Origin of the sequence: Microcoleus sp. AS-A8, assembly GCA_039962225.1 — a bacterium.
Classification (GTDB): Bacteria; Cyanobacteriota; Cyanobacteriia; order Cyanobacteriales; family Coleofasciculaceae; genus Allocoleopsis.
The window spans coordinates 38,685-52,474 of sequence record JAMPKV010000013.1; the positions used below are offsets into that span (position 1 = coordinate 38,685).

Genomic DNA, 13,790 nt, shown 5'->3' on the forward strand with positions numbered 1-13,790 from the left:
AAATTGGTAGCGGATATTACATTTTTATTTAGATGTATGTCAACTCCATAATGGACTATTTTTGATCAAGTCACCACCCTTGCCGCCGTTTTGTTAAGATTAGTGAAGTCAAAGGAACAACACTTGCATTAATGGCTACTGCTCTGATTACTGGTGCTTCCTCAGGTATTGGTGCCGCCTTCGCCAAGGCACTAGCGGCAAGCCAAACGAATTTGATTTTAGTGGCTCGTTCCCAAGACAAACTTAACTCGCTCGCTAAACAATTGCAGCAGCAGTACCCGATTCAGGTAGAAGTCTGCGTGCAAGACTTGGCTATACCGGGGGCTGCCACGAGTGTATTTGAAGCCATCACTCAAAAGAACTTAGCCATCGACTTACTCATCAACAATGCGGGCTTTGGTGACTATGGCATGTTTAGCGAAAGCTCACTCGCTACGCAACTAGAGATGATACAAGTCAACATCTCAGCTTTAGTAGAGCTGACTTATCAATTTTTACCGCAGATACAGCAGCGACGTGGCACTATCATCAATATCTCTTCGATCGCGGGTTTCCAACCCCTGCCTTACATGTCTGTCTACGCCGCCACAAAAGCGTTTGTATTAAGTTTCAGCGAAGCCCTCTGGGCTGAGAATCGGGAAAAAGGCGTAAAAATTCTCGCTGTTTGCCCAGGCCCCACTAAGACTGACTTTTTTGAGCGGGCTGGATTCGCTCAACTCTCCACTGGCACTTCAGAAAATCAACGTTCCGCTTCCGCTGAAGACGTGGTGCAAGAAACGCTCAAAGCTTTGCAAATAGACACGTCCAACGTCGTTACGGGTGGATTAAGAAAGAAAATCATCGTTAATCTGCCGCGATTCTTTCCCAGAGATATGCTCTTGAAGCTTGTAGAACAGCAGTTTCGTCCCAGTCGGTAACATGCCCAGCCCAAAAATATTAGGATAAGTCCTTGGGAAGACGCTACATAAACCCAACGCAGCCACAGGCAATTACAGCAGTGCTATGACAAATTTTTGAGTCCTGAGTCGCTAAGAAAGAATTCCTCACAACTCAGGACTCTTTAGGTGGATTGACTTAAAACCCTAATTTTTCCAAAAGAGGTCGTGTCGAAACAATATGTTTGCTTAAACCCAACTGTTTTGGACTAATACCCAGCGCTAAAGCCACCAACTGAGGTAAGTGCAGCACTGGCAGACCCAGTTTTTGCCCGATCGCACTTTCGACTTCTGGTTGACGGGAATCCAGGTTAAGGTGACACAAGGGACAGGGGGTCACCATGCAATCGGCACCCGCCTCCATCGCTTCCTGAATATGCGTCCCTGCCATCTTAAAGGCTTGCTTGGTGGCATAGCTAGAAATCGGCCAACCACAACACTGAGTCCGACCTCGATAATAAACGGGTGTCGCCCCCACCGCCCGAAATAAATTCTCCATCGACTCTGGGTTAAAGGGGTCGTCAAAGGGAATCGTCGTTTGTCCCCTCAACAAATAACAGCCATAAAATGCGGCACACTTTAGCCCGCTCAGTTTACGGGTAACCCGTTCTTGAAGGGCTTCGAGTCCGTAATCCCCAACTAACGCCCACAGCAAATGCTTGACTTCGGTACTTCCTTTGTAAGGAGAACAGCCCTCTTTCTTGAGAAATCCATTAACCTCGTCAATATAGCCTGGGTCTTTTTGCTGAAATTCCTTTAATCGCTCATCCACATGACCAATCACGCCCTGACAGGTGCTGCAATGGGTGAGAAGCGGCAGATTCAGTTCCTCGGCTAGGGCAATGTTACGAGCATTAACAGTGTCTTCGAGTAACTGCGAATCTTCTTTAAAGGTGCCGGAACCACAACAGGACGCTTTTTTCAGTTCAATCAGTTCAATGCCAAGTGCCTGGGTGAGTACGGATGTAGAGAGATAAAGCTCCCGACAGGCTCCTTGAGCCACACATCCGGGAAAGTAAGCGTATTTGAGCGTGCTAGATGCCATAGCAATTGATGTATTAGGCTCTGTTAATCTGAGGTAATTCTTCGATCTTCAAGGATATTGGCTGATCACTGCCCGATAACTCCTATTTTTTTAAACTCTGGACATTCATGACCCGTTAAAAGGTATTGTCCTGGATGTCTACCTCAATCTCTGATAACTCAAATCAATTTAGAGCATGTTACTGTATCAGGTCTTATTATAACAAAGCTCTATAAATCTCCGGTTTGAGTAACTAATCTGTGCACTCGCATATTGAACAAATCGCTGCTTTTTTTAATGAACAATATGCTGTTCTGAAAGCTCAGTTAAACTCCTAGATAACCTATGCAGATAATGAGAGTTCTCCCAAAATTGTAGTTGTAAGATAATCTGAGTTTTGTTGGCTTTCCTCGAATTACAAACATGGACGCCTCTCAACACTGACGAAAGTGCCCGTGCCACTCGCTAACTCGCCCAAGATACAAGTGAATACAAATCAAATTGAACAGATTTACAACTATCTGAAACTATCAGACTCTGTAGCAACAGGGGGACAACCGACTGAAGCGCAATTCTCGCTCATTAAAGAAGCTGGTTACCAAGTGGTTGTTAATCTTGCACGTCCAGATTCCCCTAAGGCTATACCTAACGAGCAAGCCCTTGTCGAATCTCTGGGAATGGGATACGCTTCTATCCCTGTGGATTGGGAAAATCCCACTCTTGAGGACGTTGCTCGTTTTTTTAGCGTCATGGAAGCGATCTGCGCTTCTCCCAAGGGGAGACGCCAAAGGCGAACGCAGCAGCGCTTCGCTATCGCAACTCAACCTGTGTTCGTCCATTGTGCGGCTAATATGAGAGTCTCGGCGTTCATGTATCTTTATCGCCTGATTTACGAAGGCATAAGTGACGAGCAAGCCAAAAGCGATTTACAGAAAATTTGGACTCCCAATGATACCTGGCAGGCTTTTATCCAGCAGGTGATCGAGCATTACCAGCTCCTCTCCCAACATCAAGAGGTGGACGCTGCCCATCCTACCTCTGGTGATTAAGGGTTGGGTAGCACGGTTGTCTGGTTATGTGATCGCCCTTTTAGACTCTGATGGTATAAAAAGCCGTTGACTCAGGCGTTCCCAGGATTGCCCGGTCAGGTGCGGCCTCACAATTTTAAAAAATGTATGATGTGGACACAGGAGACTGGAAGAATATAATAAAATTAGTCATAAGCTGCTAACCCTTTAATTTGGCTACTTAAAGTCAGTACAGCTCAACTAGCAAAGCGTTTCGGATTCTCAAGTAGGCCAGTTAAATGCCAAGCCGCTTAGAACTTGCTCAATTCCTCAGTTCCTATACTTAAGTTCTTGCAGTCATTCATGCCTGTCGAACAAAAAACAGCCAATCGCAACCTACCCCTGATCAACGAACAAATCCGCTTTCCTCAAATTCGAGTGATCGATACTGACGGGACTCAACTGGGGATTATGTCCTCTAGGGATGCCTTGCAGATCGCACAAGATAAAGAAATGGATCTCGTGCTGGTGGGTGACAACAATGAGTTACCTGTTTGCCGAGTGATGGACTATGACAAGTGGAAGTATCAGCAGTCCAAAAAAATTGGCAAAGCGCGACCCACGGTTCTCAAAGAAGTGAAGATGAGTTATAACATCGCAGAACACGACTACCAAGTGCGTGTCGCTCAATCTGAACGTTTTCTCAAAGGCGGAGATAAAGTCAAGACCACCATTCTACTTAAAGGACGAGAAATTCAACACATTGACTTAGCTGAGGCGCGGCTCAAGCAGATGTCTGTAGATTTGCAGGAAGTCGCCGATCTTGAGCAACAACCTAAACGAGAAGGGAACAGAATGACGATGCTTCTTTCCCCGAAAACATCCAAGAAAAAACGATAGATTTTGTCAGGCTCTCAATCCCCTTAAGGGAGTCGGGTGTTTTTGGCAAATTACCCTAACTTATGGGTGCGTTACGCTACGGCTAGCGCACCCTACTCGTATTTAGAGATTTGCTCTCAGTCAATCTAGTTAAATTTACTTGACGCTGAATCAGTTTAGTGCTAGGTTATTTACGTATAGCTGAGGCATCAGTATCAAGCGCAAAACGTGGGCTGCTGTCTCATGTACAGTATATGTATATTCACTTATAGGTGGGTATCACGTATGTATACTTTGTTAGGCAACTAATCGATAGCCTAACTATTTGTTTAGCTAACTATATAGCTAGAGAGGTGTATGCAAACACATACTGTACGTGAGACATCAGCTCACACCTAATAACACATAAAAAGTGTTTGTAGAGTGTGAGTTGTTCTCATTGTATGGACTTCCAGGGAAAAGATTATCTCAAGCTAATGATCGAGTTGGGAGTAGCATTAATCGCTACTTCTGACTCATTTTCGTTTGGGAATCTTGACCTATTGGAACTCCCTTGAGCGACATTACGTGTGCGCTGGATGCTTGATGTTCCCGTGTTTTTGTAAATACTGAACAGAAAGGAACGAAAGCAGCATGAATCCAAGGCAGAAGCAAAGTAAGAAACGGAAACTCATTGAATTATATGGGCATTACTGTTGGTGGTGTGGTCAATGTCTACCACCAGAAAAACTAACCATTGAGCATCTGCTTCCTCGGAGTCATCGCGGGACTAACTCTTTTGAAAATCTACGAATCTCTTGTTTCCCATGCAACAATTCTCGTGGAAACAGTCTCTACCCTCCCGGTTGGAAAAAGGGTAACTGTTTCTAAGTAAAATCTCAAGTCAGAACCCGGTTGCTTAAATAAACCGGGTTCCTTCAATACAATTAATTTCCGTAACAAGTAAAAAGATAAAAATGCCTAAACTTCCAACTATTAAAGATGAAAAACTTCGGCTGCAAGCCCTCACCCACCGTTCCTATGTAAACGAACACCCTGACGCAGGTGAACATAACGAGCGTTTAGAATTCTTGGGTGATGCCGTGCTGGGGTTTCTGATTGGCGAACTTCTCTACAAACGCTATCCAGAAATGAGCGAAGCCCAATTGACACGTCTACGCTCTAACTTGGTGGATGAGAAGCAATTAGCCAAGTTTGCGACTCAGCTAGGTATAGGTGATTTGATTCAATTAGGGAAAGGTGCAATTAAAGAAGGAGGCCGTGAAAATCCATCGTTGCTCAGTGATACCTTTGAAGCTTATATTGCCGCCTATTTTATAGAGTCGGGGATTGAAGCTGTCCAGCAATTTGTTCAACCCCTATTTACTAAAGTTGCTGACAGCATCGTTTTTCCTCAATCCGACACTAACCCTAAAAACCTTGTAGACTCCAAGGGTCAGTTTCAGCAATGGGCGCTGGCGAAGTTTGTCCAAAATCCTGAATATTTCATTATCGATGAGTCTGGCCCAGACCATGCGAAGGAGTTTACGGCGGAAGTTCGTGTTAATGGCAAGGTTTATGGTGTTGGCATAGGTCGGCGCAAACAAGATGCTGAGAAATGTGCTGCTGAAGTCGCACTCAAAAAAGTTGGACTAGTTTAGACTAATCCAATTCTGTGAAAAGAATCTCAACGGTCAACAATACAATTTCCCTAAATGCGATCGCCTGACCATCCTCACATAACTTCACAAAAAGTCTCCCCTGTGATTACTGACATAAATTTCTGTTAAACCCTAGAACTAAAAACTCAGGGTTACTGTAAGCTTTGGTTAAGTTGAATACAACCAAGAGTCGCTATTACTGGTTAGCTCTACAGCATTCAAAGCTCTCTGCTCTGAGTATCAATTCCATGAATGCATTAATACTCTTAATCCTAATTCAGTAGCTATCTAGTCAAAGCGAACTCGACCGTCCAATCATTGCAAGTTGCTCGGGAAGTTTGACTCGGTGTTCGGTGTGAGGTGAGGCTTTTCCATTAATCAATAACGCGGCTGAGGGGATATTTATCTGACACAAAGCCATTAGATTCTGATACCAACAAAAATTTCCCCAATCAACGCCGCCTACAAGAAAAAAACAGGGGACTCAAAATTATGAAAGCACAAGACCTTTTAAATCAATATGCAGCTAGAGAATGGAATTTTCAAGAAGCGAACCTAGCTAGTATTGCTCTGAGTGGAGTCAATCTAAGCCGGGCTGATTTAAGTAAAGCTGATTTAAGTAGAGCTGATTTAAGTCGGGCTGAACTGAGTGGAACGTCTTTCCACTGCGCCAACTTAACAAATGCTGACTTGAGCGGAGCGGACTTAACAGGTGCGAACTTAACGCAAGTTAATTTTATTGGCACTGACTTGACTGGGGCAAACCTGAGTGGTGCAGACCTTAGTAGCGCTGATATGCGCTGTGCCAATCTTCATGGAGCCAATCTAACAGGTGCTAATCTAAGTGATGCAGACCTCAGTGGTGCCGATTTAAGTGGGGCTTGCTTGAAGAATGCTACTCTAGCTGGAGCTTGCCTAGTAGGTACTGATTTGATTGGTGTTGATGTAAGTGGAACCGATTTACAAGAAGAACAAATTAACGGAGAAATCACGCCCACTGGCATCTCTCACAAATGGGTTAGTTGGAACGGTAGTTGCTAAGCTTTCGCTCATTGAACATGCAATTTCATAGGTAGGCGTTTTCTGGTGGGATGGGCATCCTGCCCGTCCAGACTATGCTTACTTAGATGTACAGCAGCTTAAAAACGGATAGGCAAGTTGCATCAACCATAGATAAGGGCACGACATATCGTGCCCTTATCGGTTCTGTTTCACTCAATTAGTCTTCTAGGACTCACGTCCATTTCGCTGACCAAGGAATGGGTCAAAAACCAAGGCATTAAACTGTTCATTTCCCCGCAAGCTATTAAAATCTGAGTCAGTTTTAGCGAGTTCTTGATATTCTTCGGCATTCAGATCAATGGCTTCCCGCAAGCTAGCGATCGCTGGTTTCCCATTACCCAACAACGCATAACAACACGCTTGGTTGTACCAGGCATATTCATCATCTGGCGCATTGTCCAGCGCCCTGTCGTAGCTGGTAATCGCCTCCTGATATTGACCCAGTTGCCGCAGGATTTCCCCTCGCTGATACCAACCCCAGTAATCTTCTGGCTTAGCCTCCACCGCTTTGCCATAGCTGGTAAGCGCTTCTTCGAGTTTTCCCCAGTGGCGCAGGGCATCTCCCCGACGATACCATGCCCAATAGTCCCGTGGTCGTTGGTCAAGGGCTTGGTCGTAGCAGGCGATCGCTGCCTCATAATCTTCCAACTGACGCAGAGCATCCCCTTTACGGTACCAACTCCAGTACTCATCAGGGCGTTCCGCCAGCGCTTTGTCGAAACAGGCGATCGCCTCTTCGTACCAGTCCAAATCTTCCAAAGCGACACGCCCCTTGTTATACCAAGCCCAGTAGTCCCAAGGACGGGCTTCTAAGGCTTTGTCATAACTAGCGATCGCTTCCTCATAACGCTCCAGTTGTCGTAGCACTAGACCCCGCTTGCACCACGCCCAGTAGTCTTTCGGTTGAGTTTTTAACGCTTTGTCATAGCTAGCCAGCGCGTCTTCATAGCATCCCAAAGCATCTAGAACATCACCTCGTCCGTACCAAGCCCAATAATCTTCTGGCTTGTACTCTAAAGCTCTTTCATAGCTGGCGAGGGCTTCTTCGTAGCGCTCCTGGTCGAACAACGCATTCCCCTGCTGGTACCAATCCTCAAAGCTATCAGGTCGGCACTCCAGGGTTCTGTAGATAGCATGGGTTGAACCCCGTCGCCGATGCATCACTCTACTCATCGTCCATCACCCTCCTTCAATGACCTCTGTGTAAGCTTCCCCGCAAATTACAGCGACAGGGCTTTCAGTAGCCCTAATTTCCCAAAGTTGATAGAGCAACTCAAGGTTTCTAAACCTCGTTTGCGAAGCATGCGCGAAGCGCGTAGCAGGCTTACAACTGCTCCAATAGCCACGATATTCATCGACTTGCACTACTACTATGACTATTATTGGCTCAAAGAATAAAGTAATTCATGCTACCAACTGAGTTGTTAATTAATCGACAAAATGGGGAAACAATTATTCCCAAACGGTTGCCGATCAACTCCGAAATCTGTGCGATCGCCACAGAGTTAATCGCCTGCTTCCAAAACGCCGTAGGTAGCACCCAAGGTGACCTGGATCGACAGTTGTTGGAGTTTGAAGGCGATAGTCCTGATTATCGGATCAAACGGGGTCTTGCTCATATCCTCAAAAGCAGCTTCTGCACCTTTGAAGTCGTCAGTCCCCTCGAACCGAAAGAACTGCGGCAGCGCGTCTTCACCCTTGCCGCCCAAGCTGTGCCCAGTTATCAGGCGTCCGAGGCAACTCTGGAAACCCTCAGCATTGCCCTCAGCAAAGAGTTAAACCACGAAGTCTTGCCCCAGCAAATTCGTGTTGGTCTTTATGCAGATTTACAGGAAAATCGGATTCTGACCGAGTTTGATGACCCCGCACCGGAGGCGCTCATACATCGCTACAACTTATCTCAAGTGCAGGGAATCTTTTACCGAGCAAGTCAGATGGCGCTCAATGCTCATCGGAATGTCCCTGGTGAGTACAAGCTGTTATTCCGCTATTTGAAGCTATTTCAGTTGATGACTTACGTTGAAGGGGATGCCGATCATGGCTTCACCATTACGATTGATGGCCCGACCAGTTTATTTAAACCCAGTACCCGTTATGGTTTAGCGATCGCCAAACTTTTGCCCGCTTTACTCCACGTTACCAAATGGAGTCTCACGGCAACCTTACAAAGCCGCGACCCTTATAGCGGCACTCCGAAAACCGGGCGTTTCAGCCTAAATGATCATTGTGGTTTAGTGACCCACTATCCCCCCGGTAAGACCTATGACAGTATGTTAGAAGCCGCCTTTGCTAACCGTTGGGAAGCCCTAAAAACGGAATGGATACTAGAGCGAGAAGTGGATCTAATTCCTATTCCTGGAAGTGTGATGATTCCTGATTTCCGCCTTGTCCATCCCGATGGGCGTATCTTCTTACTAGAAATTATCGGCTTCTGGCGTCCAGAATACTTACAAAAGAAATTTGCCCAGGTGCGTCGCGCTGAATGCGATAACTTAATTATTGCTATTTCTGAGCGGCTGAATTTGGAGAAAGCAGGGGTCAAAGTGGCGAATGTACCGGCTAAAGTGATTTGGTTTAAGGATAAGCTTTCGCCTAAAGCAGTGCTGGAAGTTTTAGAATGATATCGAATCTGTTTGCATTGGAATCATATTTTTTAACGCTCCAGAGCGCAGACGGTGACGCTGAGGTTTTTGAGTAATTCCGATGCAAATGGAAATGATATGAATCCACCCGCAGGATTTATTGATGCCTCGCTAGATTCGCCACCACTGTCGCCAGTTCCGTCGGTTCCACAGGTTTGGCAATGTGGATCTGAAAACCAGAGGCGAGCGCTCTGGTTCGGTCTTCAGCTCTAGCATAGGCGGTTAGGGCGATCGCTGGAATCTGTCCCCCCTGTTCTGACGAAAGTTGCCGGACTTTACGAATTAAACTGTAGCCGTCCTCTAAAGGCATCCCAATATCGCTCACCAAGACATCTGGCTTCAACTGGGATACAGCTGCCAATGCCTCGCTCGCAGAGGCAAACGCAAAGACTTTAGCCTCACACTGTTCCAGTGCAGCAACCAGAAGATCCCGCGAATCCGGTTCATCATCAACAATTACAACCCGTACCCCCTTGAGTGCTGGCGGGTTGTCGAATGGCATTGATAGACCAATGGTGCAAGGGGAGTGTTCACCTGGGGGAGCCGCGACGACGATGGGGAGGAGTGGCAGCTTAACGGTAAAGGTCGCTCCCTTGTCTTCACCTTCACTCTGAGCACGTACTGTACCGCCGTGCAGTTCAACTAAGTGTCGGACAATTGCCAGTCCCAATCCTAAACCACTATAGACCCTGGTGCTAGAACTATCGGCTTGGCGAAAGCGCTCAAACACATAGGGCACAAACTCCGGGTCAATTCCTTTACCGGTATCCGTTACAGTAATCTCAACATTAGAGTCTACCCTTTCTAATCGCACCTGAACGCATCCACCTTTGGGCGTAAACTTGATGGCATTCGATACCAAATTCCAGATGACTTGCTGCAAGCGGTCAGAGTCACCCGCCACGGGGCCTGCTGCTGGGTTAAGCACACATTGGAGGTCAATCTCCTTGGCTTCAGTGGCGGGACGCACTGTCTCAATTGCCGCCTCTATGACTGAAACCAATTCAACCGGACGGGTATTTAAGCGCAGCTTACCCTGAATAATCCGCGAGACATCCAGCAAATCCTCCACGAGTTGCGCCTGGGACTTGGCACTGCGCTCAATCGTCTGTAGCGCCCGCGTCGTCGTCGCTTCGTCAAACTTCCGACTATTGAGTAAGCGTGTCCATCCCAGCATCGCATTCAGGGGCGATCGCAGTTCGTGGGAGAGGGTTGCCAAAAACTCATCCTTCAAGCGGTTAGCGGCTTCGGCGGCAGCGCGTGCCTCTTGTTCACGGGCGAGTAGCTGGTTGCGTTCATCTTCGGCTCGCTTACGTTCAGTAAAGTCACGCATGATTTTAGCAAAGCCTCGTAGCTGCCCCGCCTCATTTCTTAAGGGCGTGACGATGCTACTCGCCCAGAACCACCTACCATCTTTACGGATGTGCCAGCGTTCATCCTCAGCTCGACCTTCCGTCACTGCTGTTTCCAGTTCTTGCTTGTCTGCACCGTGTTCAAGGTCTTCAGGTGTAAAGATGATTGAACTTGGCTTTCCCAAGATTTCTGGTTCTTGATAGCCCAAAATGCTTTCTGCTCCCAGGCTCCAACGGATAACACACGCTTGGGTGTCGAGGAAGAAAATTGCATAGTCCGTCACATTCTCTAATAACAGGCGAAACCGCTCTTCACTAATCCGAAGTGCTTCCTCCGCCTGTTTACGGTGTGTAATGTCAGCCAGAGTATAAACGGCACCGATGAACGTTCCCCCCTCCTTGAAGATCGGGTCTACCGTGACAGAAAACCAGCGGCTACCGCACTGAAGCTCTTGGCTCTCACGTTGGCGAGTTTCCTGGACACGAGTGAAGGGACTTGCCTCAACAGAACCCAAGGTCGATGGCATTAGCTCTTGATGCAGGCAACTAATGAGTTCGCTAAAGGGTTTGTGTAAAAGCTCCGTCATCGCACTATTACAGCGCATAATTCTTCCTTCCTGGTTGAGAAGGCAAACCCCATCGTTCATGGCATCAAAGGTACTTTGCCACTCTTGCGCCAAGGTTAGGGCGGACTCCTCTGCCTGCCGAATGCGAAGCAAAGCTCTAACCGTGGCAATTAATTCAATCGGTTCTACAGGCTGCGCCAGGTAGCCATCTGCACCGCTGTCTAACCCCTGTGCCTTGTCCCGACTTTCCACAAAACTGGCAGATAGATGGAGTACGGGAATAAAGGCCGTAGCTGGGTTGGCTTTGAGGCGGCGGCAGACTTCAAATCCATTGATACCAGGGAGCCTCACGTCCAGAATAATTAAGTCGGGTCTCGCTTGAGCGACTATTTGCAGCGCGGCTTCACCCGTAGCCGCTTCAATTACATCAAACCCTGCACGTCTTAACATGCGGTTGGTAGTGTAACGATTGGTTTCGTTATCGTCTACATGCAAGATTGTGATTAACTGCTGCTCAAACATACCCTCTCTCGCCAACCTTCAGTGCTATCCCCGCCCTGACCAGTGCTTCCCTAACTCGCGCGATCGCTATTTCTTGGGAGGCTGCTTCTTTAGAAAGAATCGCCACCGTATTTTGTGCAAGGGTCTTTTGCTCTTCTGTTTCAAGTGACTCTGAGGTATTAATAATGACCGGGATATCGTTAGTTTTACTGTCACTTTTGAGCAACGATAACACCTTTTCTCCGCTCATTTCTGGCAGAGAAAGATCGAGAATGATACAGTCAGGCTTTTCGGCTTGAGCCAGCTCAATACCCTCGCGCCCATCGACGGCCTCACTAATATTAAGGTCAGTGTCACTTAAAAGTTGCTTCAACACATATTGGGATGCCGGGTCATCGTCAATGAGCAAGAGCTTTTGTGGTGTATTCCGCTTTATTAGCGTATTGATTTGGTTCAAAAGTGACCATCTATCCACAGGCTTAATTAAGAAGGCATTAGCGCCTAACGCCTTGGCTTGCTTTTCGTTATCAATCACCGTGACAACGAGAATCGGAATCTCTTGCGTGGCTGGATTCTCTTTCAATTCAGCAATAAATCCCCAGGTGTTTCGCTCCTCCAGCAAAATATCTAACATAATCGCCGTGGGAGTAAACAACGTCAGTGCCTGTTCGGCCTCGTAAAGTGTCCGTGCTAAGAAGGGCTGATAAATGGAACCCTGGAAATACTTCTCGTAAGTGAAAAGGGTTTCAGCATTGTCCTCAACCACCAGTATGGGTAAGCGTTGGGGGTCTAGCTCCCAGGAGACGGGCGACAACGCTGACTCTTGATGAGAACCCGGATAGACAAGCGGGATGGAGGCAAAAAAGGTAGAGCCAACTCCCACAGTACTGGTCACCCAGACACTTCCGCCTAATAAGCCCGCGAGTTTACGCGACAGTGGTAGCCCCAACCCTGTACCTTTGACCTGCCGTTGCAGGGGAGAATCCACCTGAACAAATTCTTCAAAGATGCGCTCCCTATCTTCCGGTGCAATGCCAATGCCGGTGTCGGCGACGGAGAAGGTGATCGTATTGCCAACCCGTACAGCGGATACTCGCACCTCATCGGTGGGTGTGAATTTGAGCGCATTAGAAATAAAGTTTCTCAGAATCTGGGCAACTTTTCCCTCGTCGGTGTAAAGCATTGGAATATCACGGGGTTCTTCAAACACCAGAGCAATGGAGGAGTTGTGAGCCAGTAGAGGGCGCAGCATTCCCCGCAGGGTTCCGAACAGTTCGCTCACGTCAAAGTTGTCCGGCTGCACGACAATTTTTCCCGCCTCCACTTTGGCTAGGTCTAACAGGTCATTCACTAACTCTGAAAGCCCTTCAGCGGCTTTACTGATAAACTTCACCTGCTTTTCCTGCTCTGGTGTTAATTCACCATCCATCCGGTCTAACAACATCCGAGATAGAGAAATCACGGAGTTAAGCGGCGTGCGAAACTCATGGCTCATGTTTGAGAGGAAGCGAGTTTTGAGTTCGTTGGCTCGTTTTAAGGAATCGGCTTTTTCGTCCAACTCGGCATACAATGCCACAACACCCCGATTGGTATCTTCTAGTTCACGGTTGAGGTGAATTAAGGCTTCCTCTCGCTTTTGCAGTTCTGCTAAAGCACGCAGGAGTTCTTGGTTTTGCTGCTGGATTTCTTCCAACGGATTACTGGGCGATCGCTGAACCAACTCATCCGCTATCTGTGCCAATCGATGCCCATTCACCACAGGTGCACGCTTCGGCAAGGGTTTTCCCATCTGCACCATGGTTCCGTGACCGGGCGAAGATTCAATCTCGAACCGATCCATGAGTCGCTTGGAACCAATAATCCCTAACCCCAGTCCAGTTGCCGATGTGTACCGTCCCTCTAGAATAGAGTTCAGATTGGCAATGCCCGCTCCCTTGTCACGAATGCAGATTAGAAGGTTTTGAGGCGATTCACCTTCCACTCGAAACTCAACTCTTCCTCCCTGGGCATATTGAAAGGCATTACGGGCGATTTCCGAAACAGCCGTAGCAATGCGCGTCTGATCCTGAGCGTCAAAACCCAATAGTTCAGCAATCTGGCGTGCTCGCTGACGGGTCATCACGACATCTTGTTCAAAGCGTATTTCTATGGTAATAATCGTTGCACTTATTGCCATTTTAGG

At 47.4% G+C, this 13,790-nt stretch carries 10 protein-coding genes; 6 read left to right on the plus strand and 4 right to left on the minus strand.

Annotated elements, in window-relative coordinates:
• Positions 1–131: 131 nt before the first annotated feature.
• Positions 132–917 (plus strand): SDR family oxidoreductase, encoded by a 786-nt coding sequence (locus NDI48_20615; GenBank protein ID MEP0833572.1) that lies wholly within the window; start codon positions 132–134, stop codon positions 915–917.
• A 157-nt stretch (positions 918–1,074) separates the two neighbouring features.
• Here NDI48_20615 and NDI48_20620 read toward each other — a convergent pair whose 3' ends face one another.
• On the minus strand, positions 1,075–1,980 hold the full coding sequence (locus NDI48_20620; protein MEP0833573.1) for a CoB--CoM heterodisulfide reductase iron-sulfur subunit B family protein: 906 nt from the start codon (positions 1,978–1,980) through the stop codon (positions 1,075–1,077).
• A gap of 434 nt (positions 1,981–2,414) precedes the next feature.
• Between NDI48_20620 and NDI48_20625 the strand changes: the two genes are divergently transcribed.
• The 4 genes from NDI48_20625 to NDI48_20640 all read left to right on the plus strand — a co-directional run bounded on the left by NDI48_20625 (position 2,415) and on the right by NDI48_20640 (position 6,526).
• On the plus strand, positions 2,415–3,008 hold the full coding sequence (locus NDI48_20625) for a protein tyrosine phosphatase family protein (protein MEP0833574.1): 594 nt from the start codon (positions 2,415–2,417) through the stop codon (positions 3,006–3,008).
• 321 nt (positions 3,009–3,329) lie between these two features.
• The gene (infC, locus tag NDI48_20630; GenBank protein ID MEP0833575.1) at positions 3,330–3,866 is read left to right on the plus strand and encodes a translation initiation factor IF-3; all 537 of its coding nucleotides are present in this window, start codon (positions 3,330–3,332) and stop codon (positions 3,864–3,866) included.
• A gap of 935 nt (positions 3,867–4,801) precedes the next feature.
• Positions 4,802–5,485: a ribonuclease III gene (rnc, locus tag NDI48_20635; protein ID MEP0833576.1), complete on the plus strand. Its 684-nt coding sequence runs from the start codon at positions 4,802–4,804 to the stop codon at positions 5,483–5,485.
• Positions 5,486–5,977: 492 nt separating this feature from the next.
• The gene (locus tag NDI48_20640) at positions 5,978–6,526 is read left to right on the plus strand and encodes a pentapeptide repeat-containing protein (GenBank protein MEP0833577.1); all 549 of its coding nucleotides are present in this window, start codon (positions 5,978–5,980) and stop codon (positions 6,524–6,526) included.
• 186 nt (positions 6,527–6,712) lie between these two features.
• On the opposite strand, the gene NDI48_20645 is transcribed toward NDI48_20640, so the two are convergent.
• Entirely contained in the window at positions 6,713–7,720 is a 1,008-nt protein-coding gene (locus NDI48_20645; GenBank protein ID MEP0833578.1) for a tetratricopeptide repeat protein, read from the minus strand.
• Between the two features lie 233 nt (positions 7,721–7,953).
• On the opposite strand from NDI48_20645, the gene NDI48_20650 reads away from it, so the two are divergent.
• The gene (locus NDI48_20650) at positions 7,954–9,168 is read left to right on the plus strand and encodes a DUF790 family protein (protein ID MEP0833579.1); all 1,215 of its coding nucleotides are present in this window, start codon (positions 7,954–7,956) and stop codon (positions 9,166–9,168) included.
• Between the two features lie 118 nt (positions 9,169–9,286).
• On the opposite strand, the gene NDI48_20655 is transcribed toward NDI48_20650, so the two are convergent.
• Complete coding sequence (locus NDI48_20655; protein MEP0833580.1) at positions 9,287–11,629, minus strand: response regulator; 2,343 nt, start codon at positions 11,627–11,629, stop codon at positions 9,287–9,289.
• Positions 11,622–13,784: an ATP-binding protein gene (locus NDI48_20660; protein ID MEP0833581.1), complete on the minus strand. Its 2,163-nt coding sequence runs from the start codon at positions 13,782–13,784 to the stop codon at positions 11,622–11,624. Before NDI48_20660 ends, NDI48_20655 begins: the two co-directional genes overlap by 8 nt.
• Between the last annotated feature and the right edge of the window lie 6 nt (positions 13,785–13,790).

What these genes read in the sequence shown, in the direction of transcription:
- NDI48_20615 (MEP0833572.1), top strand. Translation starts at nt 132, where the DNA reads ATGGCTACTGCTCTGATTACTGGTGCTTCCTCAGGTATTGGTGCCGCC.
- NDI48_20620 (MEP0833573.1), bottom strand. Translation starts at nt 1,980, where the DNA reads ATGGCATCTAGCACGCTCAAATACGCTTACTTTCCCGGATGTGTGGCT.
- infC (MEP0833575.1), top strand. Translation starts at nt 3,330, where the DNA reads ATGCCTGTCGAACAAAAAACAGCCAATCGCAACCTACCCCTGATCAAC.
- rnc (MEP0833576.1), top strand. Translation starts at nt 4,802, where the DNA reads ATGCCTAAACTTCCAACTATTAAAGATGAAAAACTTCGGCTGCAAGCC.
- NDI48_20640 (MEP0833577.1), top strand. Translation starts at nt 5,978, where the DNA reads ATGAAAGCACAAGACCTTTTAAATCAATATGCAGCTAGAGAATGGAAT.
- NDI48_20645 (MEP0833578.1), bottom strand. Translation starts at nt 7,720, where the DNA reads ATGAGTAGAGTGATGCATCGGCGACGGGGTTCAACCCATGCTATCTAC.
- NDI48_20650 (MEP0833579.1), top strand. Translation starts at nt 7,954, where the DNA reads ATGCTACCAACTGAGTTGTTAATTAATCGACAAAATGGGGAAACAATT.
- NDI48_20655 (MEP0833580.1), bottom strand. Translation starts at nt 11,629, where the DNA reads ATGTTTGAGCAGCAGTTAATCACAATCTTGCATGTAGACGATAACGAA.
- NDI48_20660 (MEP0833581.1), bottom strand. Translation starts at nt 13,784, where the DNA reads ATGGCAATAAGTGCAACGATTATTACCATAGAAATACGCTTTGAACAA.